Source organism: Enterococcus sp. DIV2384 (assembly GCF_050534975.1).
Taxonomy (GTDB): Bacteria; Bacillota; Bacilli; order Lactobacillales; family Enterococcaceae; genus Enterococcus; species Enterococcus faecalis.
The window spans coordinates 1120170-1142427 of the sequence record NZ_CP172905.1; the positions used below are offsets into that span (position 1 = coordinate 1120170).

Sequence of the window (22258 nt, forward strand, 5' to 3'; positions counted from 1 at the left end):
ACTATGGCAAATTATCGTGACCGTCGTGTAGGTCAAGAAATCATGCGTGAAGTGAATGATATCTTGAACAAACGCATCAGAGATCCACGCGTCCAAGGCATCACTATTACAGATGTTCGTGTGACCGGTGATTTACAACAAGCAACGATTTATTACAGCTTGTTATCTGATTTAGCTTCCGAACAACAAAAAGCTCAACAAGGATTAGACAAAGCCAAAGGACTGATTCGTAAAGAATTAGGACAACGGTTAACCTTGTATAAAACACCAGAGTTGATTTTTGAAAGAGACGAATCTGTCCAATACGGAAATCACATTGATGAGTTGATTCGTAAGTTGAATCAAGGTGAATAATTAAAAAGAAAAAGCACACCAGACGAATGGTGTGCTTTTTCTTTTCATGATTAATGACTTTAGTCAGTTGAAATCTCTAAAGAGATTTCGACAAAAAAACCACGCGTACTGCGCGTGGAGGTCAGAACTTTAGCGATAAAAACTCCTTTCGATATAATAGATAAAGGCTACCAACCGTTATCAAATCGAAAGGAGTTTTTGAATGTCGAACGACGATAAAAGTTTAGCACATACTCGTTGGAATTGTAAGTATCATCTTGTGTTTACACCAAAATATAGAAGAAAAGTAATCTATGGTCAATTGAAGCGAGATATAGGGAAAATACTAAGAAAATTGTGTGAGATGAAAGAAGTCGAAATCATTGAAGCGCATGCAATGCCCGACCATATCCATATGTTGGTAAGAATTCCACCGAAGTTGAGTGTATCAGGTTTTATGGGTTTCTTAAAAGGAAGAAGTGCAGTAATCATTCATGAACGTCATGCGAATTTAAAATACAATTATGGAAATCGATCCTTTTGGTCAAAAGGTTATTATGTGAGCACTGTAGGACTGAACCAAAAAACGATAGCAAAGTGTATACGAGAACAAGAAGCAGAAGATCGAGTAAGGGATAGTATAAACAAAAGAGAGTATAAAGATCCATTTAGGAAGTAACAGCTAGATAAGAATAGAAAGGTAGCGGTTGGCGGTCTCTAAAAAAGCTCCCTTAAAGGGAGCAGCAGGTAGCGAGCCCTTCTAGGGCTATTTACTTCTTGATAAAATAGTCATGGAGGTGCAAAGATGAAAAGAATTGTTGCTTTCTATAAAAATGGAGATCGCTATTTAAAAGAAATGGGTTCAGGTAAAAGTTCCCTGTACTTTTTTCTTTTCTTCTTTATACTACATAGTATGCGGGAACGTATTATTCAGTTCATCGGATTTTGGCCGTCATTTATATTCGTCCTCATACTTGTCCCCAATCTTATGTTTGGCGTCGGACATATTAACCATTGGTACAAAAACCGCTCTTGAAATTTCCAGAATACTTTTAAGCATGGAACAAAATCCTTATTGATTTTGTTCCATGCTTTTTAAGTTAACCCAGTATTTAATACCATCACAGAATAATCCCTAAATTCAAAAATTCGTCCTTTATAAAGATAAGTGGCGCCATACTTTTGTCGATAGTACGTAATCACATTTTTTAATGTTTCAACATCGATTTCCAAAAATTCAGCACAAGAATAATGGTTGCTTAAGCCAGCTTCAGAGCAACGAATTAAATCGTCTAATGTAACTAATTGCTCTAAGGCCACATTGCGGGCTTTCAACTCTTGCTTCCGATTTTCTGTACAATTTTGATTTAAAATAGTGCCAACGGATGTTTGATAATGCCCGTATTCCTCGGCTAAAATATTCTTCTTTTGACGGGTACTCAATGTTTTTTCAATATAAATTTTGCCATTTCGATACAACCCATAACAACCTGTTTGATTGTATAAATCAATTTCTAAAACCGTCACATCCTTTTGAATGGAACTGACGAGTTTTTCATAATCATTCACTTTACCATTCACCTGCCATTACTTAATAAAAAGAGTAGATGGGAAGTTAATCCTCTTTTTTGTCAGAAGAAATCGATTGTTGATATTTGGCATCAATTTCATCCAAGTAATCGTGAATTTTCTCGATTTCTTCTTTTGAAAATATCTTTTCTGGATCCCCAGCGTGGGCAGCCAGTGTCATTTCGTCACGGCGAGGGAATGAGAGAATTTCTGCTTGCGTTTGTTGTTCGTGTAATTGTTGTTCGGCAAATTGATAAACGATGGCTTGTCGTTGGGGCTCTAATTTTTTATAAATGCGGTCGATAGTTGAGGCATTTTTTTCCATGGGAACCTCTTGTCCCATCAACCAGGCCTCATTAATGTCTAATGCATCTGCAATGCGATAAACTTTGTCTTGTTTTGCTTCGTAACGACCAGCTAGCCAATCGCTGATCGAAGATTTACCGATGCCAGTTTTTTTCGCTAATTCACTAGGTTTGATGTTCTTGGCTGTTAAAGCTTCTTTTAAACGGATAGCAAAAATGTTCATATTTCCGAACCTCCTATTGCCTCAAAGTATACTATACCTGTTTAGAGAAGGCAAGTAACAATCGCAATTAAAATTAGCGGTTCATAAAACCGAACTTATGAGTTGACAGTGAAAATATTTGGTGCTAAGATAGAGCCATTCAAGTGTTCGGTTAACTGAACTAATTTTTTTGAACACTATGTTCGGAAAACCGTATTTTAGTGGAAAGGGTGAAGAAATGAGTCGGAACTATAAAAAAACGTTGTCGGATATGTTACTTTTAGCAATTATTTTATTAATAAGCAGTGTCTCAATAAAAATCGGGGCCATCGTGATTGGTATGATTGGCCTCATGGAATTACTGACAGAGTAACAATAATTTAGTTAAAAGGAGAGAAGCGTATTGGCAGAACGACGCATGTTTGCAAAAACGATTATTGATAGTGATGCGTTTTTAGATATGCCCTTATCAAGTCAGGCCCTGTATTTTCATTTAGCGATGCGTGCCGATGATGATGGATTTATCAATAATCCCAAAAAATTGCAGCGAATGGTCGGTTGTGGGGAAGACGATCTAAAATTGCTAATGGTTAAAAAATTTATTCTAGTATTTGAAAGTGGTGTGATCGTTATCAAACATTGGAAAATTCATAATTATATTCGCAGTGATCGTTACAAACCAACCTTGTATCAAGAAGAGAAAAATCAGATTGTTGAAAAAAATAGCAAAGCTTATACGTTTAAAGCAGAATCGTCTGTCAGTGGTCAACCAGCTGACTACCAACGGTTACCACAGGAAAGCATAGTCCAGTCTAAGTTAGGTCAGAGTCAAGGTAGTAGTTCGGAAAACGATTGTTTAAAGACGATTTATCATTTTTATGAGGAAAACGGCTTTGGTACACTGGCCTCAAAAACAAGCCAAGATTTTAAGTATTGGTTGCAAGATTTTATACAAAAAGGGGCTAGCCAAGAGGAAGCATGCCAATTAATCTTGCATGCTTTAGGAATTGCCGTTGATCGAAATAAACGGAATTACGGCTATGTAAATGCTATTTTGAAAAGTTGGGAGCAACAAAATTATTTATCCGTACATGAAGTTCTAGTAAATGATAAAAAACAAGTGTTGGAGCATACGCCGCAAATGACAGAAGAATATCAAGAGTTAGGTTTTTAAAGAAAGGAGGAAATCAGTATGCATGCGACAGATCAAACTTTTCAAATACTATTGAGTCAATTGTTAGAAAAAGTTGAAGACCGTTGTCCTGAATGTGGCAGTGAACAATATGTTTGGCAACAAAAAAATAAAGATGGCACAGAACGTTGTGCCCCAACTTGTTGGTCGTGTGGGTATAAAATGCTAAAAAAACATGAACAAGAAGCCACTCAACAACGTTCTCAAGAGAGTTTTATGGCACGTACACAAAAATTTTTTCATCAAGGGTCCTTAATTGCTGATGATGCGCTACGGCAATGTCGTTTAACCAATTACCAAACCACTGAATTAGAAACAAGACAAGCAAAAGAACGGGCCTTAGCAGCAGTTTCAGCGATTGTTGAAGGAAAGCCAATCCACGTTATTTTTTCAGGGAAACCTGGTGTCGGTAAAAGTCATTTGGCTATCAGTATTTTAGTTGAAGTCTTAGAACGCTCTGCATATCAAAAGTATTGTTTATTTGTCAGCTACTCTGAGTTATTAGAAAAACTAAAAATGTCCATGAATGAATCGGCCAAAAGCCAAGCAAAGGCTCAAGCGTATATTACTAGAATGAAAAAAGCAGACGTTTTGGTCTTAGATGATTTAGGTGCTGAATTAGGAATTAAAAATAAAGTTAGTACGGATTTTAATAATGATATCTTAAACCGAATTTTAGAAGCTAGACAGAATAAAGCAACTATTTTTACTACTAATTTTTCTGGAAAACAACTGGTGGAGGCCTATGGAACACGCATTATTTCTCGTCTAATGAAGCACGCCAGTGGCTATGTTTTCCAATATAAAGACACAACAGACAAACGAATGAGGAGTGTGAAATAAATATGTTAACAATTATTATTGGGTTTATCTTTTGGACAATGACACTAATGTTAGGTTATCTAATTGGTGAAAGAGAAGGCCGTAAACATGAGTAATTTAACAAAACGTAAAAAAGATTTATTTGAAATGAAAAGCGTTGTATTTAAAGATATTTCAAAGCAACAAAGCGAAAAAGCACAAAAAAGAAAACGACTCTTACAACTAATGAATCAATATCCCGATTGGGCAAGTCAAAAAAATAAACTTATTATGCAGGAAATTCAAGAATTAGGACAAGCAATCGGTAATTGGTCGATGGATCAATCAAGACCCATCCAATCCATCAAGGCCGCATCGTTTACAAAAAGCGAGTATCTCTATTTAATTTGGCTCGGTTATTCAGATGAAGCGATTCGTCACGGCTTAGAAATGTCGAAAGAGTGTTATTTTATTTATCGATTAACACTTTTAAATGAATAAAAGTAAAGGAGATTAACCAATGCGTACGTCAACATTTAATTATATCAAAGATATTTTAGCAGACTTTTATAAAACAGATGAGTATATCCGTCAACGGGAAGAAGAATTACGGCACCCTTATCAAGAAGCAGATTTAAATGCTGGTATTAGAGGACAAGGACTTCACTCTGTAGTGACCGAACGAATGGCGATTACGATAGCTATGGATCGTCGTCTGTGGAACTTAGAGAGAAATCGAGACATTATCAAAAATTGTTTAGCTGAAGCGGATGAACAAACGCGCGTGATTATTGAAGAACTATATATGAAAAAACGGCCCTCTTTAACATTAATTGGACTTGCCCAGCAATTATTTATTAGTAAAAGCCAAGCCTATAAATTAAGAAATCATTTCTTTGAAGCGGTGGCGGATGAACTAGGGATGTAAACATGGAAAAAGCGTGGAATTTTTTCAGGTGTCAACATGGTAAATTAATAGTGTCGAAAGAGATAGATAAACGTGAGGCAACCAAAAAAATGAAGACACGGAATTCTATGATTTTGACTGCTTTCTTGTGTCAGCTATGAAGGAGCAGAAAATGCCGGCTACTTTCAAGATCCTTCATTTTGACTAGAAGAGAGCCAATTTGTTAACCAATCCTGAATTTTTTGAATGGAAAGGTGGCGCTAAAAATGAATGAAGCGGAACAAGAGTTATATGAAGCCCTTGTTGCAATCTGCCAGACGTCAGGATTTTTGTTGCTAGAGGAACTGCCGACAGATTTACCAGATCAGCCATTTGTTTATTTAGGTGATAGTAAAGAATTACCTAAGCCAACTAAATCAGCTATTTTGGGAGAAATTGAATTAATAATGCATGTTTATGGTGCGTTATCTGAACGACAACAAATTTCTACAATTAAAGGAACGATTTTACGGCAGGCAACCAGTAACTTAAAACGAACGGCTCATTTTAATTGGGGTATCAAACATCAAGAAGTCAAAGCACAAATGGTAAAAGATACCAAACAAATGAAAAAAACAATTTGGCATGCTGTACTACCATTACACATGCAATTTTACTAGGAGGAATTATCAATGGGAGAAGTTATGCAAGGAAAAGACCGTATTTTATTAGTTCGTCGCTTGGATGAAGCAGCGACAAAGAAAGCAATGAAACCCTTATTTCAAATTGAACATGAATGGGAATTCTCACGTGAATCGAGCGGTACGCAAACAAAAGATGGCGTTGCGAATGCTGTTTCTGGTTTAGAAGTTACGTTATCGTTAAGCGGTTTAGCCTCTCGAGATGATGAAAATTTATACATGAAAGACGCAGTTGAAGATGGCATCTTAATGGAATTTTGGGACGTTGATTTAAAAGGTGAAAAAAATGCGGAAGGTAAATATCCAGCAATTTATGCCCAAGGTTATGTAAATTCATGGAGTTTACCAGCCAATGTAGAAGAATTAGTAGAAATTGAAACAGAAGCCTCTATTAATGGCAAACCACAAGATGGTTTTGCAACAGTAGAAGCAGATATTATTGCAGAAGCACAATATGCGTTCCAAGATACCGTTCCAGAGAAAGCACCACAACCTGGCGAATAATCAAAAAGTGTTGAATTTTAGGAGGATAAAAAATGAATTTAGAGATTAACGGAAAAACAATTGAAGTGAAATTTACGATTGGCGCGATTCGCGAATTAGATAAACGTTACCAAATTGAAAATGGCGCTGCCAAATTCGGCATGGGCATCAGTTCAGCAATGATTTATTTACGCCAATACAATCCAGTAATCTTAGTTGACATCATGGAAGCTTTACAAAGTGGGCAATTAAAAATAGGTAAGTCGGAAATTGAAGCATGGTTAATGACCCAAGATGTCAAAAAACTTTCAGATGATTTGCTTAAAGAAATGGGAAAGCAACCTCTTACAAAACCAATGATCGATCAGTTCAGCAAAGAAGCGAAGAAAGCAGAAGCGCAAGCGACCAACTAATTAAAACGAGCGATGACGTGTATCACGACATCGCTCTTTCTGCTTTTCGCTACTTAGGCTGTCGTTCATTTGAAGAAGTGGATCGGATGACCATGTCTGAATTTGAATTACGAATGATTGCTTTTAATTTAGCAGAAGTAGATGAAGAGCGGAAAAGGCACGAGCTTGCCTACTTAAATGTTAAAGCGCAAGCGACAAACAAAAAAGGAAAACCCGTTTTTGAAAGCTTTAAAAGTTTTTATGATTATGAAAAACGAGTTGCTGAAGTTCTGGCAGCTAACCAGCCACAACGAATGAAATTAAATGAGCGGAAAAAAACGCAACTTGCTACTGTGGCAGAGCGTCTACGCCGCTATCGAGAAGGGAGGAGAGTAGATGGAGAATGACAAAGAAAAAACGCCGTTATCGGAGGCAAAGAAAAGCCTTGCAGGCGTCCAACAAGCATTAAAAAGTATGAGCGGTGAGTATGCCTTATTAAGTGGATATTTAGGGAAAATTAGTGCGGGTGTCAATCAGTCAGCCACGGTCATGAACACATTTAAAACCGTCATGCAACAATCTGGAGAAACAGTGAAAAAAACAGGAGACGAAACAGCAAAGGCAGCAGATCAAATGAACACAGCGTTAACAGATTCTGCTGAACAAACCGGTGAAGCAGCTAAAAAAGCGGGGAAAGAAACCTCTGATGGCTTTACTAATGCACAAAATAATATGCTGAGCTTTGGGACGGCCATGACTAGTGCCGTTTCCTTACCTATGCTGAATGTTTTAAAAACAGCTATGGGCGTCGGTGCTGGGGTCAGTGGCGAATTTCAAGGAATGCAAGGACTGATTATGGCTAGTGCAGGAGGGATTTCTGATTCATTGCAGGGCGAGTTGCAAGGGGCATTGACTCAGATGAATCAATCATTTGAAGCGGCGGCACAAGTGATTCAAAGCGTGATGGCTCCAGGAATGGAAATTTTGGTTCAAGTGGTTATCACAGTCGTCAAAGGCATTACAGCTTTGGTGAATTTATTTATCAAATTACCAAAACCCGTCCAAGTTTTTATTGTTGCCATTATGGGCATTTTAGCCGCCATTGGGCCCATGTTGATTATGGTAACGATGGCTCAGCAAAAATTTCAACAGTTTAGTGATGGTTTGGTTCTTATAAAAGGAAACATTGGGAAGTTAGGTGGTGGCTTATCAAAACTAAGTGCTAGTTTTAGTGCCTTAAGTGGAGGACCATTAATTTTAATTGTAGCAGCCGTTTTAGCAGCGGTAGCAGCGTTTGTTTATTTCTATAAAACCAATGAAACATTTAGAAATAGTATCAATAGCTTAGCTAGTGCCATTCAAGGAGCTGTTTCAGCGGCGTTTGGCAAATTGGTAGGATTGCTACAACAGATCCAGCCGGCCTTTCAGCAAGTAATGGCAGTTTTTAAACAATTTTTTGCAGTAGGCTTAGAGAAAATGGCGACTATTTTTTCAACAATTGGTCGTGTGCTAGCAGGCGTTTTTGCCAGCGGTTTGCAATTAGGTAGTAACTTATTAGGGCAATTTGGTGGCACCTTTGACAAAGCTGGTTTAGCGGTTGGTCTTTTGGTAAAAGTTCTGACAAAGGTTGCACTGGCTGCATTAGGAATTTCTGGGCCGTTTGGTCTAATTATTTCCTTGATTGTTTCATTCGTGACGGCCTGGATGAAAACCGGTGATTTGAGTGCGGGTGGTATTACCCAAGTCTTTGATAATTTAGGTAACACGATTACATCGGTTACAACAATGCTGGCAGCTAATCTACCGAAAGTTATACAACTTTTTACAACAGTCTTAACCAGTATTCTCGGGAAAATAACAGAAGCTATTCCAAGCATCGTAACCGCGTTATCTAGTTTAATTACGTTAATTGTTGGTGCGATCGTTGCCAATTTGCCAGTCTTAATTGAAGCGGCAACACAAATTATTACTACGTTGATTCAGGGGATTACAACAGTCTTACCAATGTTGATAGAAGTTGGTTTGAGCTTATTAATGACTTTAGTTAATGCGATTGTCACCGCCTTGCCAACAATTACAACTGCAGCGATTAATATCATCACTACATTAGTGACAGCTTTTGTCACAGCGTTACCAATGCTAGTTACAGCAGGTGTTTCAATTATCACGGCCTTAGTCAATGCATTTGTTACGATGTTACCGTTGATTTTGACTGCTGGTTTACAAATTTTGATGGCATTAATCACTGGGATTATGACGATTTTACCTCAGTTAATTCAATCAGCGCTGACGATTATTCTAGCGTTAGTGACTGCGTTGGTAGGTGCCTTACCACAGATTATCAGCGCAGGTGTCAAATTGTTAATGGCGTTAATTCAAGGAATTATTTCGATTTTACCAACCTTAGTTGCGGCAGCTATTACCTTGATTTTGACATTGGTAAATGCCTTAATTGGTGCGTTACCACAAATCATCAGCGCAGGCGTCAAATTGCTAATGGCTTTGATCCAAGGGATTATTTCAATTTTACCGCAACTGGTTACTGCAGCAATTACGCTAATTACCGCTTTAATGGGTGCGTTAATCAATGCGTTGCCACAGTTGTTAAGTGCTGGGATTCAACTGATTCAAGCCTTAATTAATGGTGTACTCAGTCTATTGGGTGCCTTGCTGTCCGCAGCAGGAACATTAATCTCACAAATGATCACGAAGATTGGTTCTTATTTTGGTCAACTGTTAGCTTCGGGCGGACAGTTAGTTGAAAATATCAAAAATGGGGTTACCAATGCAGCCGATCAGGTAAAAAATGCCATTGGTTCTGTAATTGAAGGTGCTTGGCAAGCAATCCAAGGTTGGTTTTCAAAATTCACCGATGCCGGTGCGAATATTGTCGGCATGATTGCTGATGGAATTACAGGCGCAATTGGAAAAGCCAAAGAAGCAATCGATGGGGTCGTCAGTAAAATTCGTAACTTTTTACCATTTTCACCAGCAAAAGAAGGTCCCTTATCTGATTTGCATAAATTGAATTTCGGCGGCACAATTGCCACGGGGATTTATGCAGGCGAAACAGCCGTTAGTAGAGCAATGGCTTCTATTTTAGATTTACCGCTGTTAAATGATTTTGCCTTGGACTTAGCTGGTCGAGGAAACTTCACAGCAACGATTGACCATCGTTTAGAAAATGATGCATACAATCGACCATTATTTGTGACAGTAGAGTCAACGTTAGATGGGAAAGTTGTCGCAGCAACTACGGCGCCTTATTTAGCAACAGAGTTACAACGACAACAAGTGAAACAAAATAACCGCTTAGGAAGGAGAGGATAACATGTATAAATTTGTTGATACCAATCAAGCAACTCATTCAACGCCTCTTCCTTCAGAAGCGTTGAATTTTAACGGCCAATTTTTAGAAAAAGTCATCCCTGGTTATCAAACATTATCAGTTTCAGGACGAGAATTAGTTCCAAGCGAAATTGAAAGCTATCAATTAGGGATTCGTGATGGTAAACGTCACATTTATGCGCGGATTCCAGAACGAGAATTAACAGTCAAATATCGCCTTTCAGCTGTGAATAATGAAGCGTTTCGAGATGCATTTAATCATTTAAACGTTGCTTTGTTTACAGAAAAAGACGTTTCTATTTGGTTTAACGATGAACCGGAAATGCTGTGGTTTGGCAGTAAGTCTTCAGTGAGTGATGTACCCGAAGGTGTTAACCAAGTAACAGGCACCTTTACTTTATTGCTTTCTGATCCGTATAAATACACACGGAGTGATGCGACTAGTGTGATGTGGGGTTCGCCAACCATTACATTTCAAGCAAATTACTTAATGGGGAATACAGGCTCAGGTGCAGTTGATTTTCCAATTTTAATTGAAGGCGGGGCTTATTGGGGATCAACCATGATTACCTTTCAAAATCGGGCCTACACGATGGGGGATTTAGGCAAAGAAGTTCGGCCAATTGAAATTTATCCTACGGTTGAAGGCTTAAAAGTCAAACCGACCATTATTTTAACAGGAACCGGACGTGGTGTTTGGATTAAAACACGGAACGATACAATTAACTTAGGAGACTTTGATCGTTCGGAAATTATCATTGATACTGAAAATTTTTATCTGACAAAAAATGGTGCACCGATGATTCGACCAATGAACGATTTTTACCTATATCCCAATGAACCGCTGTATATTCAAGCCAAAGATAGCGACTTCCGCTTGACGATTCGCTATCCTAACCGATTTGTGTAGGAGGGTGATTAAATGTTAATGGCGCTGGATTTGAAAAGAACATATACGGCAATCTTGGATAATGCCTATCAAGTCAGTTATGAAAAAATAGAGAACAAAATTGGCAGTTTAGATTTTACCATGCCGCTAGATGATCCTAAAAATGAATTTATTGCAGAAATGCAATGGGTGGAACTGACCGACAATGAGAATGAATATATTGGTTTATATCGCGTGATGCCAACCACAATTAAGAAAGATGCGAACAATAATCAAATTCACTACTCTGCCACAGAAGCATTATGTACCTTAGGCGATACTGTCCTATTTGGTTGTCACGAAATTAAAAACAAAACAACGAAAGAGGCCATTCAATTTCTATTAAATAAACAAAAAACAAAGCATTGGGTCCTAAAAAAATGTGATTTTTCAAGGAAATTAACCTATAAATGGGAGAATGAAAACGGGCTAGTCGAGCCTTTATTTAGCATCCCAGCCGATTTCGAAGAGGAATATCTTTGGCAATGGAATACAGAGGTCTATCCTTTTGAACTTTCATTAGTCAAACCACCAACAGAACCAGTTGCGCGAATTCAAGAAGGTTACAACATGCAAGGATTTGAAATAGAACGTAATCCCAAGATGCTAATCAATCGGATTTATCCATTAGGTTCAGGCGAAGGTGTTAACAAAGTCAATATTCGCTCGGTCAATCAAGGGGTTCCGTATTTAGAGAACAAGGCCGCAATTGACCGCTATGGTTTATTGGAGTCAATTTGGGTAGAACAGCGTTTTTCTGATCCCAAGGCATTAAAGGAAAATGCTTTGCGAATGTTAGAAGAATGGACCAAGCCACAAGTTTCTTGGGTAGTGACTGCAGCTGATTTAATTAAATTAACAGATCAACCTTTGGCAATCGATCGTTTGCGGTTGGGTACGGTTATCATGATTAATACGAATGAATTTGGGAGTGTCAACCTTCGTATCAAAAAAGAAAGTAAAAAAGATGTCTTTGGTGCCCCCCAAGACATTCAGCTAGAGTTGGGAAATCTGCAAGAAACAATTCATAGTACCATGACAGCTTTCAGTCGGAAACAAGAGATTAGCGAAACTTACGCACAAGGGGCGACGACACTTTTAAATCGTTCAATACAAGGAGAACTTAGCAAGACACAGCCAGTGGAGCTGAATTTATACTTTGACGAGGACATTCTTTATGTAAACACCGCAGAATTAACGTTCAAGGCAACTGCTAAAGGACCTTCGCATTCTGTAACGAATATTGATTTGGTAGTGGATGGCAAAAAATTACCCCAACTATCATTGCAACAACAACGGCTAAATATTTTGAGTTATTTACGAAAAACAACAGATGGAAAAATCGAACGCGGCAATCACACGCTTCAATTTTTCTCTCATCAGCCACTATGGTTGGATGCTTCGGTCATCTGTCGTGTGTATATTCAATCCCAATTGGGTGGCCAGTTTTAATAAAATAATGAAAACTAGAGGAGTGTGACGAAATGTCAGTAGAACATATTGAAGAATTAGATACCCTGAATCAAGGTCGCCTTAAAATCAATGCAATCTTGGATCAGTCGAATGCATCAGCTGAGAAAGTTGATGCTTACCAAGTCCAGTTAACGAATGGAATTTCTGAAGCGAAAAACATCGCAGATGAAGCTGGCAAAGAAGCCGTACAAATTGCCACCGATGCAGGCAATCAAGCAAATGAAACAGCCAACCAAGCGATGAACAATGCCAAAACAGCCATCACGATGGCAGGAAATGCAGTTTCAACGGCAAATAATAATAAACAAGAATTTGATACTTTGCGAAATGATTTCGATCAATTAGTAGCAGAAGCAGGTGATAGTAATCCAGAAATTGTCCAAGCACGCACAGATACACAAGGCATCAAACAAGCTACCTTAGCGAATCGTCTTCAAATTGATTTGAATGACCGTATGACAAAAGCAGATGGTATTTCTTTATTGGCTAAGCCAACCACTGTCAAATTGAAGTTAGACTTTAACGGTAAAACGGCCGGCAATACAGCCACCAATGCAAACAGTTATTCCACTGATTTTACGGCTAAAATTCTTAAGAAGCCAACAGACGTTTGGGAGGAAGTTTCCCAAGCGGACTACAATAAAATGGCCAGCCGTGATGATGAGGGTGTGAAAACAGGTTCCACCCAAAGTGGTGTGATTCCACAACAATTAGCGGCCTTCAATCTCGTTGAAGCCGCAAAAAAATTAATTCCACAAATGTTTGAAACATTCACAACTGACGAGGCGGTGGCATTTATTCGCCAGAACGTTCAATTTTTTACGATTAATCAACGCGTGAAAGCCGCTGCGCCCAATAATCAAACGATTAAAATCGCTGCGTATTTACCAACTACGGATAATTGGGTAACTCAAATCCAAGAATCAGCAAAAGAGTTCAGCGATTTTTCAATTCAAATCAATGATCAGAATTTTATCACAGATGAAGGTTTCATTTATTTAATGAGCTATACAGATTCATCAAATGGGGTAACGCCAGCCAGCGTAGAAGTTGATTACGTGGGGCTTCATATTGGTCTGTCTGTTGATGCCCAAGCGGTTTTAGCGAAGAGTGGTTTTGTTCAAGCAGAGCAACTCAAGACCCATGTGGAAAATCAGGATAATCCGCACCAAGTAACCGCTGAACAAGTGGGGCTAGGCAATGTAGAAAATTATGGCTTCGCATCAGACAGCGAAGCAGTCGCGGGAACTTTAACGAGTAAATATATGCACCCGAAAAACGTTGCGGAAGCGATTAAAGGTCAAGCTGTGACACAAACAGGTGACCAAGAGATTGCTGGGATGAAGAATTTTGTAACTATGCCAACCGTCAATGGTGTGCCTTTGGAATCCTCTAAAATGGCCATTTATGAAGCTAGTGGAGTCGGTGAAGTCGAGGCAAAATATCAGGCGGCCTTTAATAAAGACAATATGAAATTTGTATTAATTAGGGTAGGAAATCGTGTCGATGCATTTGTAAGATGTAATTTGAGTGATCCGACGAAATTGAATAATAATGTGGTTAAAGTGTTTACTGTTCCAACAGGATATACATTATCGACGAAGATTACAAAGGGAATATGGAATTTGGCGTTAACTGCTATGCAATATACATTCCCTCAACCGAATTGTGCAGGTTTATATGAGATGGGAAATCAAGGAATTCTTTTTGGTGCTAACCGTGCTGGAAATATTTACCTCCAAGGAAGTTGGTACACGGACGATCCGTTTCCGACAAAATAACAAGCTAGTTTAGGAGACTTTTTATGGAACGTTATCTCAACACAATAACAATGCTTTTAAGCATTTTCGGTGGGATTGTCGTACGTTTATTAGGCGGATTAGATCAATTGTTGGATGTCTTCCTCTTTTTAATTATTGTCGATTTCATCACAGGTTGGATTAAGGCAATCGCCACAAAAGAATTGTCCAGTCGGATTGGTATGCTCGGAATTGCGAAAAAAGTGACGATGTTATTTGTGGTTGCCGTAGCGGTTCGTGTTGAAAAAGTTGTGGGGAACAATTTGCCAATTCGGGAAATGGTTCTGATTTTTTACATTGCGAACGAAGGACTTTCTTTTTTTGAAAACATTGCGACCTTTATTCCTATGCCGAAAAAGTTAAAAGAGTTATTTATTCAGTTAAAAAATAAAGATGATTAAGTAGAAGTGGTCGGGACAAACGTAGAATTTTCGGCTGATTGCCGAAGAAATTACTTCTGTCCCGCCATTTATCTGCAGGTTTAAGCCGTGAAAGGGAAGCTATTTTGACTTTCCTTTCATGGCTTTTTTTAGAAAGGAGTATGCTATGTTTAAAAAATTAATGATTCAACTTGCTTTAGTGATTGGCTTAAGTTTAACGATTCCGATGACGGCTTGCGCTTACACCATCGAAGCGGATCCAATCAACTTTACTTATTTTCCAGGCTCTGCAAGCAATGAATTAATTGTTTTACATGAATCAGGAAACGAGCGGAACCTAGGACCACACAGTTTAGACAATGAAGTGGCCTATATGAAACGAAATTGGTCAAATGCTTATGTCTCATATTTTGTCGGATCTGGTGGACGAGTGAAACAATTAGCTCCTGCTGGCCAAATTCAATATGGCGCAGGTTCTTTAGCTAATCAAAAAGCCTATGCACAAATCGAATTGGCTCGAACGAATAATGCGGCGACATTTAAAAAAGATTATGCTGCCTATGTTAATTTGGCCCGTGATTTGGCTCAGAACATTGGTGCTGATTTTTCGCTGGACGATGGAACAGGTTATGGCATAGTCACTCATGATTGGATTACAAAAAATTGGTGGGGAGATCATACAGATCCTTATGGTTATTTAGCGCGTTGGGGGATTAGTAAAGCGCAGTTGGCACAAGATTTACAAACGGGCGTTTCTGAAACAGGTGAGACTGTCATTATTCAGCCAGGTAAACCTAATGCGCCAAAATATCAAGTAGGACAAGCAATTCGTTTCACTTCAATCTATCCAACACCAGATGCTTTAATCAATGAACATCTATCAGCAGAGGCACTTTGGACACAAGTAGGAACAATTACAGCGAAATTACCAGACCGACAAAACCTTTACCGTATTGAAAATAGCGGACATTTGTTAGGCTATGTGAACGATGGCGACATTGCTGAACTTTGGCACCCGCAAACGAAGAAATCATTTTTAATTGGTGTGGACGAAGGCATTGTTTTAAGAGCAGGACAACCTAGTTTGTCAGCACCCATTTATGGTATTTGGCCCAAAAATACTCGCTTTTATTACGATGCGTTTTATATTGCAGATGGGTATGTTTTTATTGGTGGAACAGATACGACAGGCGCGAGAATTTATTTGCCAATCGGACCAAACGATGGCAACGCACAGAATACATGGGGATCATTTACTAGCTAAAAAAAAGCCACAAACTCTGATAAAAGCAGAGTTTGTGGCTTTTTGTGCATTTAGCAGAGATTTTGCCAAAGAGAATAAGCAATGGAGACTGCGAAGCTAGGTACTTTTATGCTATAATGACAAAGTTAGTATTATCGGAACTGGAGGAACTATAATGGACGGCATTTTACCGTTATGGAAGGAACGTGGCATGACAAGTCATGACTGCGTATTTAAATTGAGAAAAATTTTACATACCAAAAAAATTGGTCATGGTGGTACGCTAGATCCAGATGTCGAAGGGGTCTTACCCATCTGCGTTGGCAAAGGAACGAAAGTGATCGAATACATGGTAGATTCTGGCAAAACCTATGAAGGTGAAATTACACTTGGATTTGCTACGACAACCGAAGATGTTAGTGGTGAAATTGTTGAAAAAAAACCAGTTACAACACCTCTGTCAACTGAACAAATTGATCAAGCAATGGCCGAAATGACAGGTGAAATCACACAAATCCCACCGATGTTTTCTGCGGTGAAAGTCAATGGTAAACGTTTATATGAATATGCGCGGAATGGGGAAGAAGTTGAACGGCCCCAACGAAAAGCTACGATTTATTCATTTGAACGTACTAGTGAACCAATTTTTAACGAATCCGCTCAAACACAAAGTTGGCGGTTTAAAGTGGTCTGTGGCAAAGGAACCTATGTGCGGACACTATCCGTGGATACTGGCAAAAAATTAGGCTATCCTGCCCATATGTCGGATTTAACGAGAACGGCAAGTGGCGGTTTGCAAGCTGCGCAATGCTTAACGTTAGAAGAAGTAGCCAAACAAATGGCTGCTGAAACAATCGATCAATGCCTGTTGCCCATTGAGACAGCAGTAGAACAATTCCCACGAATTGATTTATCAGATGAATTGTATCAAAAAGTAAAAAATGGCATGCGTTTGCACAAAAAAGAATTAGGAATAAAGGCAATGCCAGAATCCTTAGTTGCCTTATTTTACCAAAATCAAGTGGTTAGTTTATACATGCCACACCCAACGCATGATAAATTATTGAAACCAAGTAAAGTTCTACGGAACAATTAAATAAAAAAGAAGGAAGTTTTTGCACATGCAAGTTATTCAACTACATCATCCCTATGAACCCAATCAAATTCCTAATGAAGAAGTCGTGATGGTCCTAGGCTTTTTTGACGGTGTCCACAAAGGCCACCAAAAAGTAATTGAAACAGGCAAAAAGATTGCGGAGGAAAAAGGCTTGAAGTTAGCTGTGATGACCTTCAACCAACACCCATCAATCGTTTTTCAAAAAGTTTTACCAGAAAATATGAAATATTTAACTAGCTTGGAACAAAAAGAACGCCTAATGGCCAACTTGGGCGTTGATATTTTATATATTGTCGAATTTACTTCAGCGTTTGCTCAATTAAAACCGCAAGATTTTGTCGATCAGTATATCGTTAATTTAAATAGTGCAGTGGCAGTCTCTGGGTTTGATTATACGTATGGTCCTAAAGAAATCGCTGGAGTCAAACAGTTACCAACGTATGCGCAAGGCCGTTTTGAAGTGGTGACAGTACCAAAAGAAGAAATGACTGGTGCCAAAATTAGCTCAACAAGAATTCGCGAAAAAATGGAAGCCGGCGAAATGGAGGAGGTCACGGAGTTGTTAGGATATATTTATGAAACAGAAGGAACAGTTGTCCATGGCGATGCTCGTGGCCGTTTATTGGGTTTCCCGACCGCTAATGTCAAAGTGAAAAGCACCGTGCGCTTACCAAGAATTGGCGTCTATGCTGTGCAAATCGAAGTTGGTGGCAAATGGTATGTCGGCATGGGCTCAATTGGTCATAATGACACCTTTGGAGAAGGACGCGATTTAACCGTGGAAGTCTATATTTTGGACTTCCATCAAGACATCTATGGCGAACAAGTGGTGGTTCGTTGGAATCATTATTTACGTGACCAAGTGAAATTCAATGGGGCTGAAGCCTTAATCGACCAATTAAAACAAGATGAACGAGATACGGCTGACTATTTCCAACAATCTGAGGACAAATAATGAAGATTCGTCAAGAAAAACCTGCAGAGTATCAAGCTGTAGAGCGTTTAACGTATCAAGCGTTCAAGGAATTAAACTTGACCGAAAACTGGCGTCCCACAGAGCATTTTATCGTGCATTTATTAAGAGAAAGTGCCGACTTTATTCCGGAGTTGTCCTTAGTCTCAGAAACTGATCAAGGAAAATTAACGGGTCATATTATGTCTTCAAAAGCCAAACTACGATTACCTGATCATACAGAAAAGGCTGTTTTGACCGTTGGGCCGCTAAGTGTCCATCCAGAAGCACAGAACACGGGCGTAGGCTCAGCGTTAATTAAGCATTCTGTGCAGAAGGCCAAAGAATTAGGCATCGGCGGATTGATTATCCTGAGCCATCCAACTTACTATACGAAGTTCGGTTTTGTTCCAGCGACTACTTTTCAGATTACGTTACCGGAAAAAGAAACATCAGAAGCATTATTGGCTTTGGAATTACTGCCAGGTTATTTTGGCACAAGTGGTGGGGAGTGGCATTTTTCAACATGCTTTGCTTATCCAGAAACACACCTTGCAGAATTAGAAGCCTTTGAAGCAGAACTCGGAATAAATGAATAAAGAATAATAAGACACGCCAACCACTAGTTAAGTACTGGTGGTTGTCGTGTCTTTACTACTTTTTATTACAAAGTAGTTGACAGAACCGGTACTCAGTATTATTATGTAGTGGTATGTAGTAATAAAGAGTAGTTCAGGGAGGAAAAGCAGTGAAGCAGACAGAGTTGCTAAAAGGCATTTTAGAAGGTTTAGTTTTAGCCATCATCCAAAGGAAAGAAACATATGGTTATGAAATTACAAAAATTTTAAATGACCAAGGGTTTACTGAAATTGTTGAAGGAACCATTTATACGATTTTACTGCGTTTAGAAAAAAATCAATGGGTTATAGCTGAAAAAAAACCTTCAGAAAAAGGACCAATGCGGAAGTTCTATCGCTTAACCTCATCAGGAGAAGCAGAACTCGCTGATTTTTGGCAGCGGTGGACGTTGCTTTCAAAACAAGTAAACAAGATGAAAAAAATGGAGGGATAGAGCATGTCAAATTTTAAAGCGTTGATCAAAAAAGTTGTTGGGGATAAAAAAGAGTACAAAGAATATAAACGACGGATTGCAGCATTACCAGCAGAGTATCGACAAGTATTTCAAGAAATTGAAAAATATGCATGGCATTTTTCAGATCATAGCGGAGCCAATATGTTCAATGCGTTGACTGATTTACTTGATTTGTTTGAAGAAGGAGCTGCTAACGGAACACCTATCAAAAATATTACGGGAGAAAAAGTAGGTGATTTTGCTGAAACAATTGTCAATGAAGTCGCTGGCAAATGGATTGATAAACAGAAAGAAAAACTGAATCATCAATTTTCTAAACAATAGTCAAAACAAAAAAAGGAGAATAAACATGGTTGAAAATTTTTTTAAAGAAGGAAAGTTGCTGGTTATTCCCAAGAAAAATGCGAAAAAAGTCCAAGAGTTTCAACGTGTGGCCAACCAATTTGAATTTGGGAAAGAATATACGGAAAAAGAAGTCAATCAGCGACTTAGAGAAATCTATGAAGATTATGCACTTTTGAGACGGTATTTAGTAGATTATCAGTATTTAGAAAGAGATAAGTTTGGAAAAATTTATCAGAAATGTGAGCAACACACAAAAATTATATAAATGTCTTTTTTTAAAAGTAGCGAAACTAGGTGAAATGAACCAAGTCTAGCTACTTTTTGTTATGTAAGCTTAGTAATAGTTCTATAAAAAACTCTCTATTTGTTTTCTAACTCAGACTGGTAAGATTGATTTAATTAGAAAAAGATAGAGGTGAGAGAATGAATCTACGTACTTTAGGTCTAACAAAAATTCTTTTGACCTTTATTATATTAAGTATTATTGGCGCGTTAATGATTTATAGCGCCAGTAGCTATGACTTGCTGATGCAAGGCGTGAAGCCCACTGCTGTGTTTATTAAACAAGGTATTATTATGTGTCTCAGCTGGGTGCTAATGTTCGTGATCTACAAAGTTCGACTAGAAGTGTTATTTAATAAGAAAATTGCGATTGGACTGCTTTTAGTTTCGGTACTATTACTGTTAATGGTTCGACTACCTTTTTTTGGTGTAGCAGCGAATGGCGCACAACGTTGGATTTCTCTCTTTGGAATCCAATTTCAGCCATCAGAGCTTTGTAATTTTGCGATTATTTATTACTTGAGTTGTTATTTAGGTGAAAAAGAAAATGGCTTGACAACGAAGCAGTTAAGGAAACAATGGCTGTTTGTTTTGGTCGTTGCATTTTTAGTTTTGATCCAACCCAAAGTTGGCGGGGCTATTCTTATTTTAGTTATTGGCAGTGTCTTGATTTTCTCAGCAAGTATTCATGCAAAATTTAGTGTAATTGCTGCGGGGATTGTCGTTGCTAGCGCGGCGCTTCTTTCTAAAATAATTATTTTTCTAGGGGATCACCAGTACTTACCACATTTTTTTGCGCATGTGTATGACCGCTTAGTTGTTTTGAAAAATCCGTTTTTATCCTTTCATGATCGCGGATTTCAGCCTTCAATGGCCTATTTGGCGATGTATAACGGTGGGTTTTGGGGCACCGGACTAGCCAATGGTATGGTAAAAAAAGGTGGCTTGCCAGAAGGTCAAACCGATTTTATCTTTGCGGTGATTGTGGAAGAACTTGGTTTGATTGGCGGCTTACTATTGCTATTTCTTTTGTTATTTTTAGCGGCCTCGATTTTGCGGAGTAGTTGTGTAATAAAAAATCATTGTTACGGCTTGTTTTTGTTAGGGGTCGGGACCTTGATTTTAGCTCAAACGGCGATTAACATTGGTGGCGTTTTGGGTTTGATTCCAATGACGGGAATTCCTTTACCGTTTGTTAGTTACGGTGGGACAAGTTATTTAATCTTTTCAGTGGCATTAGGAATCGTCATTAAAATTATTGCAAACGAAAGGCGGCAGTTAAATGGTCAATACAAAAAAATTCAACTTACATCTTAATTATGATTTATTATTGCCCATTTTTTTACTCACACTTTTATCTTCTGGTGTGCAATATTGGATTGCCGTTAATGAAGGAAAAGACGGAACTGTGCCAGCATTAAAACAACTCTTCTTTATTTTTGTTGGCTATGCAGGCATGTTTTTAGCTAGTCGGCTGTCACAGAAATTTATTTGGAAAGTAGCTCCTTTTTTCTATGGATTTTCATTAATCTTGATGAGCGCTTTGTATTTTTCCTATGACAAAGGAATGTATTTATTGACGGGCACAAAGCGCTGGTTAGATTTAGGGTTTATTAAATTTCAGCCATCAGAAATTGCGAAAATTGCGTTTATTTTAATGTTGGCAAAAATTATTGTCCAACATGAGCAACAAGACTGGTCCGATAAATGGCGTTCAGACAAGCGACTTCTAAAAAAAATCGTTGCGGTTAGTGTCCCTGTTTTTTTCTTGATGGCGATACAAAAAGATTTTGGGACATCCCTTGTTTTCGTAACGATTATCCTATCTCTTTTAGTTATTTCAGGAATTGATCGTAAAATTTTAATCATTATTTTCAGTGCTTTAGCAACGTTAGGCGTGGTCTTGATTCTGTTAGTCTTTACAGAGTGGGGGCACAAAGTACTCTTCTTTTTACATTTTAAACAATATCAATTGGATCGAATTTTAGCATGGATTCATCCCTATGATTATGTCGATAAAATCTCCTATCAACAAGTACAAGGCTTATTGGCAATTGGTTCGGGTGGTTTATTTGGCAAGGGTGTGCATGGGATTGAAGTGTATGTTCCTGTTCGTGAGTCTGATATGGTTTTTACTTTTATCGGGGAAGCCTGGGGCTTTGTGGGCAGTGCCACTGTTGTTTTTCTCTATTTTTACTTGTTTTATCAAGTTTTAGTAGCTGGCTTGCGGAGCAATTCGCGTTTTTGTATGTACATCTGTGTCGCCCTCATTTTTTCGCTGGTTTTTCAAACGGTGGAGAATATCGGTGCGGTGATTGGACTGTTGCCGTTAAAAGGTATTCCGCTTCCGTTTTTAAGTCAAGGAGGCACTTCGTTAGTGATGGCTATCACTTCTTTAGGATTTGTCAAAGGAAGAGAAGCCGCTACCTGAAA

Annotated in this window: 27 protein-coding genes; 25 read left to right on the forward strand and 2 right to left on the reverse strand. The window is 38.5% G+C overall.

Features of this window, described 5'->3' with window-relative positions; translation table 11 throughout:
• The first annotated feature begins 3 nt into the window (after positions 1-3).
• Together rbfA and tnpA are read left to right on the forward strand one after the other, a co-directional pair.
• The gene (gene rbfA, locus IGK54_RS05535; RefSeq protein WP_002360497.1) at positions 4-354 is read left to right on the forward strand and encodes a 30S ribosome-binding factor RbfA; all 351 of its coding nucleotides are present in this window, start codon (positions 4-6) and stop codon (positions 352-354) included.
• A gap of 202 nt (positions 355-556) precedes the next feature.
• Positions 557-1012 carry an IS200/IS605 family transposase gene (gene tnpA / locus IGK54_RS05540; protein WP_142957203.1) on the forward strand — a complete coding sequence of 152 codons (456 nt, stop codon included), beginning with the start codon at positions 557-559 and terminating at the stop codon, positions 1010-1012.
• 416 nt (positions 1013-1428) lie between these two features.
• Here tnpA and IGK54_RS05545 read toward each other — a convergent pair whose 3' ends face one another.
• Together IGK54_RS05545 and IGK54_RS05550 are read right to left on the reverse strand one after the other, a co-directional pair.
• Complete coding sequence (locus tag IGK54_RS05545) at positions 1429-1914, reverse strand: toxin (RefSeq protein ID WP_002382232.1); 486 nt, start codon at positions 1912-1914, stop codon at positions 1429-1431.
• A gap of 34 nt (positions 1915-1948) precedes the next feature.
• The gene (locus tag IGK54_RS05550; protein ID WP_002357856.1) at positions 1949-2431 is read right to left on the reverse strand and encodes a helix-turn-helix domain-containing protein; all 483 of its coding nucleotides are present in this window, start codon (positions 2429-2431) and stop codon (positions 1949-1951) included.
• A gap of 217 nt (positions 2432-2648) precedes the next feature.
• On the opposite strand from IGK54_RS05550, the gene IGK54_RS05555 reads away from it, so the two are divergent.
• The 23 genes from IGK54_RS05555 (at position 2649) to IGK54_RS05665 (ending at position 22256) form a co-directional block, all read left to right on the forward strand.
• Entirely contained in the window at positions 2649-2783 is a 135-nt protein-coding gene (locus IGK54_RS05555; RefSeq protein WP_002360495.1) for a hypothetical protein, read from the forward strand.
• A 45-nt stretch (positions 2784-2828) separates the two neighbouring features.
• Positions 2829-3584, forward strand: a complete 756-nt coding sequence (locus tag IGK54_RS05560) for a DnaD domain protein (protein WP_162783309.1) — start codon at positions 2829-2831, stop codon at positions 3582-3584.
• 18 nt (positions 3585-3602) lie between these two features.
• Positions 3603-4445: an ATP-binding protein gene (locus IGK54_RS05565; protein ID WP_002384644.1), complete on the forward strand. Its 843-nt coding sequence runs from the start codon at positions 3603-3605 to the stop codon at positions 4443-4445.
• Positions 4446-4511: 66 nt separating this feature from the next.
• On the forward strand, positions 4512-4904 hold the full coding sequence (locus IGK54_RS05570) for a hypothetical protein (protein ID WP_016614156.1): 393 nt from the start codon (positions 4512-4514) through the stop codon (positions 4902-4904).
• Positions 4905-4923: 19 nt separating this feature from the next.
• Positions 4924-5331 carry a RinA family phage transcriptional activator gene (locus IGK54_RS05575; protein ID WP_002360491.1) on the forward strand — a complete coding sequence of 136 codons (408 nt, stop codon included), beginning with the start codon at positions 4924-4926 and terminating at the stop codon, positions 5329-5331.
• Positions 5332-5552: 221 nt separating this feature from the next.
• Positions 5553-5969 carry a hypothetical protein gene (locus IGK54_RS05580; RefSeq protein WP_002382237.1) on the forward strand — a complete coding sequence of 139 codons (417 nt, stop codon included), beginning with the start codon at positions 5553-5555 and terminating at the stop codon, positions 5967-5969.
• A gap of 12 nt (positions 5970-5981) precedes the next feature.
• Positions 5982-6494 carry a phage major tail protein, TP901-1 family gene (locus IGK54_RS05585; protein ID WP_002369526.1) on the forward strand — a complete coding sequence of 171 codons (513 nt, stop codon included), beginning with the start codon at positions 5982-5984 and terminating at the stop codon, positions 6492-6494.
• A gap of 32 nt (positions 6495-6526) precedes the next feature.
• The gene (locus IGK54_RS05590) at positions 6527-6886 is read left to right on the forward strand and encodes a tail assembly chaperone (RefSeq protein ID WP_002357848.1); all 360 of its coding nucleotides are present in this window, start codon (positions 6527-6529) and stop codon (positions 6884-6886) included.
• A 17-nt stretch (positions 6887-6903) separates the two neighbouring features.
• A complete protein-coding gene (locus IGK54_RS05595; protein WP_430603300.1) occupies positions 6904-7272 on the forward strand; it encodes a hypothetical protein in 369 nt (122 codons plus the stop codon).
• Positions 7262-10195 (forward strand): phage tail protein, encoded by a 2934-nt coding sequence (locus IGK54_RS05600; protein WP_142957199.1) that lies wholly within the window; start codon positions 7262-7264, stop codon positions 10193-10195. The genes IGK54_RS05595 and IGK54_RS05600 overlap by 11 nt, the downstream gene beginning before the upstream one ends.
• A gap of 1 nt (position 10196) precedes the next feature.
• The gene (locus IGK54_RS05605) at positions 10197-11123 is read left to right on the forward strand and encodes a distal tail protein Dit (RefSeq protein ID WP_241408321.1); all 927 of its coding nucleotides are present in this window, start codon (positions 10197-10199) and stop codon (positions 11121-11123) included.
• Between the two features lie 12 nt (positions 11124-11135).
• On the forward strand, positions 11136-12593 hold the full coding sequence (locus IGK54_RS05610; RefSeq protein ID WP_129193594.1) for a phage tail protein: 1458 nt from the start codon (positions 11136-11138) through the stop codon (positions 12591-12593).
• Between the two features lie 32 nt (positions 12594-12625).
• Positions 12626-14395 (forward strand): hypothetical protein, encoded by a 1770-nt coding sequence (locus tag IGK54_RS05615; protein WP_142957197.1) that lies wholly within the window; start codon positions 12626-12628, stop codon positions 14393-14395.
• A 23-nt stretch (positions 14396-14418) separates the two neighbouring features.
• Positions 14419-14814 carry a phage holin family protein gene (locus IGK54_RS05620; protein ID WP_002357842.1) on the forward strand — a complete coding sequence of 132 codons (396 nt, stop codon included), beginning with the start codon at positions 14419-14421 and terminating at the stop codon, positions 14812-14814.
• A gap of 118 nt (positions 14815-14932) precedes the next feature.
• The gene (locus tag IGK54_RS05625; RefSeq protein WP_185938080.1) at positions 14933-16057 is read left to right on the forward strand and encodes an SH3 domain-containing protein; all 1125 of its coding nucleotides are present in this window, start codon (positions 14933-14935) and stop codon (positions 16055-16057) included.
• Positions 16058-16211: 154 nt separating this feature from the next.
• Positions 16212-17132, forward strand: a complete 921-nt coding sequence (gene truB, locus IGK54_RS05630) for a tRNA pseudouridine(55) synthase TruB (protein ID WP_002360476.1) — start codon at positions 16212-16214, stop codon at positions 17130-17132.
• 25 nt (positions 17133-17157) lie between these two features.
• Positions 17158-18108 carry a riboflavin biosynthesis protein RibF gene (gene ribF / locus IGK54_RS05635; RefSeq protein ID WP_002363808.1) on the forward strand — a complete coding sequence of 317 codons (951 nt, stop codon included), beginning with the start codon at positions 17158-17160 and terminating at the stop codon, positions 18106-18108.
• Positions 18108-18704 carry a GNAT family N-acetyltransferase gene (locus IGK54_RS05640; protein ID WP_430603304.1) on the forward strand — a complete coding sequence of 199 codons (597 nt, stop codon included), beginning with the start codon at positions 18108-18110 and terminating at the stop codon, positions 18702-18704. Before ribF ends, IGK54_RS05640 begins: the two co-directional genes overlap by 1 nt.
• A 149-nt stretch (positions 18705-18853) precedes the next feature.
• Positions 18854-19177: a PadR family transcriptional regulator gene (locus tag IGK54_RS05645; protein WP_010775788.1), complete on the forward strand. Its 324-nt coding sequence runs from the start codon at positions 18854-18856 to the stop codon at positions 19175-19177.
• A 3-nt stretch (positions 19178-19180) separates the two neighbouring features.
• The gene (locus IGK54_RS05650; RefSeq protein ID WP_142957195.1) at positions 19181-19522 is read left to right on the forward strand and encodes a DUF1048 domain-containing protein; all 342 of its coding nucleotides are present in this window, start codon (positions 19181-19183) and stop codon (positions 19520-19522) included.
• A 25-nt stretch (positions 19523-19547) separates the two neighbouring features.
• A complete protein-coding gene (locus IGK54_RS05655; protein ID WP_104859699.1) occupies positions 19548-19808 on the forward strand; it encodes a DUF2087 domain-containing protein in 261 nt (86 codons plus the stop codon).
• Between the two features lie 158 nt (positions 19809-19966).
• The gene (locus IGK54_RS05660) at positions 19967-21142 is read left to right on the forward strand and encodes an FtsW/RodA/SpoVE family cell cycle protein (protein WP_002377695.1); all 1176 of its coding nucleotides are present in this window, start codon (positions 19967-19969) and stop codon (positions 21140-21142) included.
• A complete protein-coding gene (locus IGK54_RS05665) occupies positions 21108-22256 on the forward strand; it encodes an FtsW/RodA/SpoVE family cell cycle protein (RefSeq protein WP_142957194.1) in 1149 nt (382 codons plus the stop codon). Before IGK54_RS05660 ends, IGK54_RS05665 begins: the two co-directional genes overlap by 35 nt.
• Positions 22257-22258 lie beyond the last annotated feature (2 nt).

Bases quoted from the DNA above. Each gene is read 5' to 3' on its own strand.
- IGK54_RS05555 (WP_002360495.1), top strand. From the start codon at position 2,649: ATGAGTCGGAACTATAAAAAAACGTTGTCGGATATGTTACTTTTAGCA.
- IGK54_RS05640 (WP_430603304.1), top strand. From the start codon at position 18,108: ATGAAGATTCGTCAAGAAAAACCTGCAGAGTATCAAGCTGTAGAGCGT.
- tnpA (WP_142957203.1), top strand. From the start codon at position 557: ATGTCGAACGACGATAAAAGTTTAGCACATACTCGTTGGAATTGTAAG.
- IGK54_RS05590 (WP_002357848.1), top strand. From the start codon at position 6,527: ATGAATTTAGAGATTAACGGAAAAACAATTGAAGTGAAATTTACGATT.
- IGK54_RS05605 (WP_241408321.1), top strand. From the start codon at position 10,197: ATGTATAAATTTGTTGATACCAATCAAGCAACTCATTCAACGCCTCTT.
- ribF (WP_002363808.1), top strand. From the start codon at position 17,158: ATGCAAGTTATTCAACTACATCATCCCTATGAACCCAATCAAATTCCT.
- IGK54_RS05560 (WP_162783309.1), top strand. From the start codon at position 2,829: ATGTTTGCAAAAACGATTATTGATAGTGATGCGTTTTTAGATATGCCC.
- IGK54_RS05650 (WP_142957195.1), top strand. From the start codon at position 19,181: ATGTCAAATTTTAAAGCGTTGATCAAAAAAGTTGTTGGGGATAAAAAA.
- IGK54_RS05550 (WP_002357856.1), bottom strand. From the start codon at position 2,431: ATGAACATTTTTGCTATCCGTTTAAAAGAAGCTTTAACAGCCAAGAAC.
- IGK54_RS05665 (WP_142957194.1), top strand. From the start codon at position 21,108: ATGGTCAATACAAAAAAATTCAACTTACATCTTAATTATGATTTATTA.
- rbfA (WP_002360497.1), top strand. From the start codon at position 4: ATGGCAAATTATCGTGACCGTCGTGTAGGTCAAGAAATCATGCGTGAA.
- IGK54_RS05565 (WP_002384644.1), top strand. From the start codon at position 3,603: ATGCATGCGACAGATCAAACTTTTCAAATACTATTGAGTCAATTGTTA.
- IGK54_RS05625 (WP_185938080.1), top strand. From the start codon at position 14,933: ATGGCTTTTTTTAGAAAGGAGTATGCTATGTTTAAAAAATTAATGATT.
- IGK54_RS05660 (WP_002377695.1), top strand. From the start codon at position 19,967: ATGAATCTACGTACTTTAGGTCTAACAAAAATTCTTTTGACCTTTATT.
- IGK54_RS05615 (WP_142957197.1), top strand. From the start codon at position 12,626: ATGTCAGTAGAACATATTGAAGAATTAGATACCCTGAATCAAGGTCGC.
- IGK54_RS05600 (WP_142957199.1), top strand. From the start codon at position 7,262: ATGGAGAATGACAAAGAAAAAACGCCGTTATCGGAGGCAAAGAAAAGC.
- IGK54_RS05585 (WP_002369526.1), top strand. From the start codon at position 5,982: ATGGGAGAAGTTATGCAAGGAAAAGACCGTATTTTATTAGTTCGTCGC.
- truB (WP_002360476.1), top strand. From the start codon at position 16,212: ATGGACGGCATTTTACCGTTATGGAAGGAACGTGGCATGACAAGTCAT.
- IGK54_RS05610 (WP_129193594.1), top strand. From the start codon at position 11,136: ATGTTAATGGCGCTGGATTTGAAAAGAACATATACGGCAATCTTGGAT.
- IGK54_RS05620 (WP_002357842.1), top strand. From the start codon at position 14,419: ATGGAACGTTATCTCAACACAATAACAATGCTTTTAAGCATTTTCGGT.
- IGK54_RS05655 (WP_104859699.1), top strand. From the start codon at position 19,548: ATGGTTGAAAATTTTTTTAAAGAAGGAAAGTTGCTGGTTATTCCCAAG.
- IGK54_RS05575 (WP_002360491.1), top strand. From the start codon at position 4,924: ATGCGTACGTCAACATTTAATTATATCAAAGATATTTTAGCAGACTTT.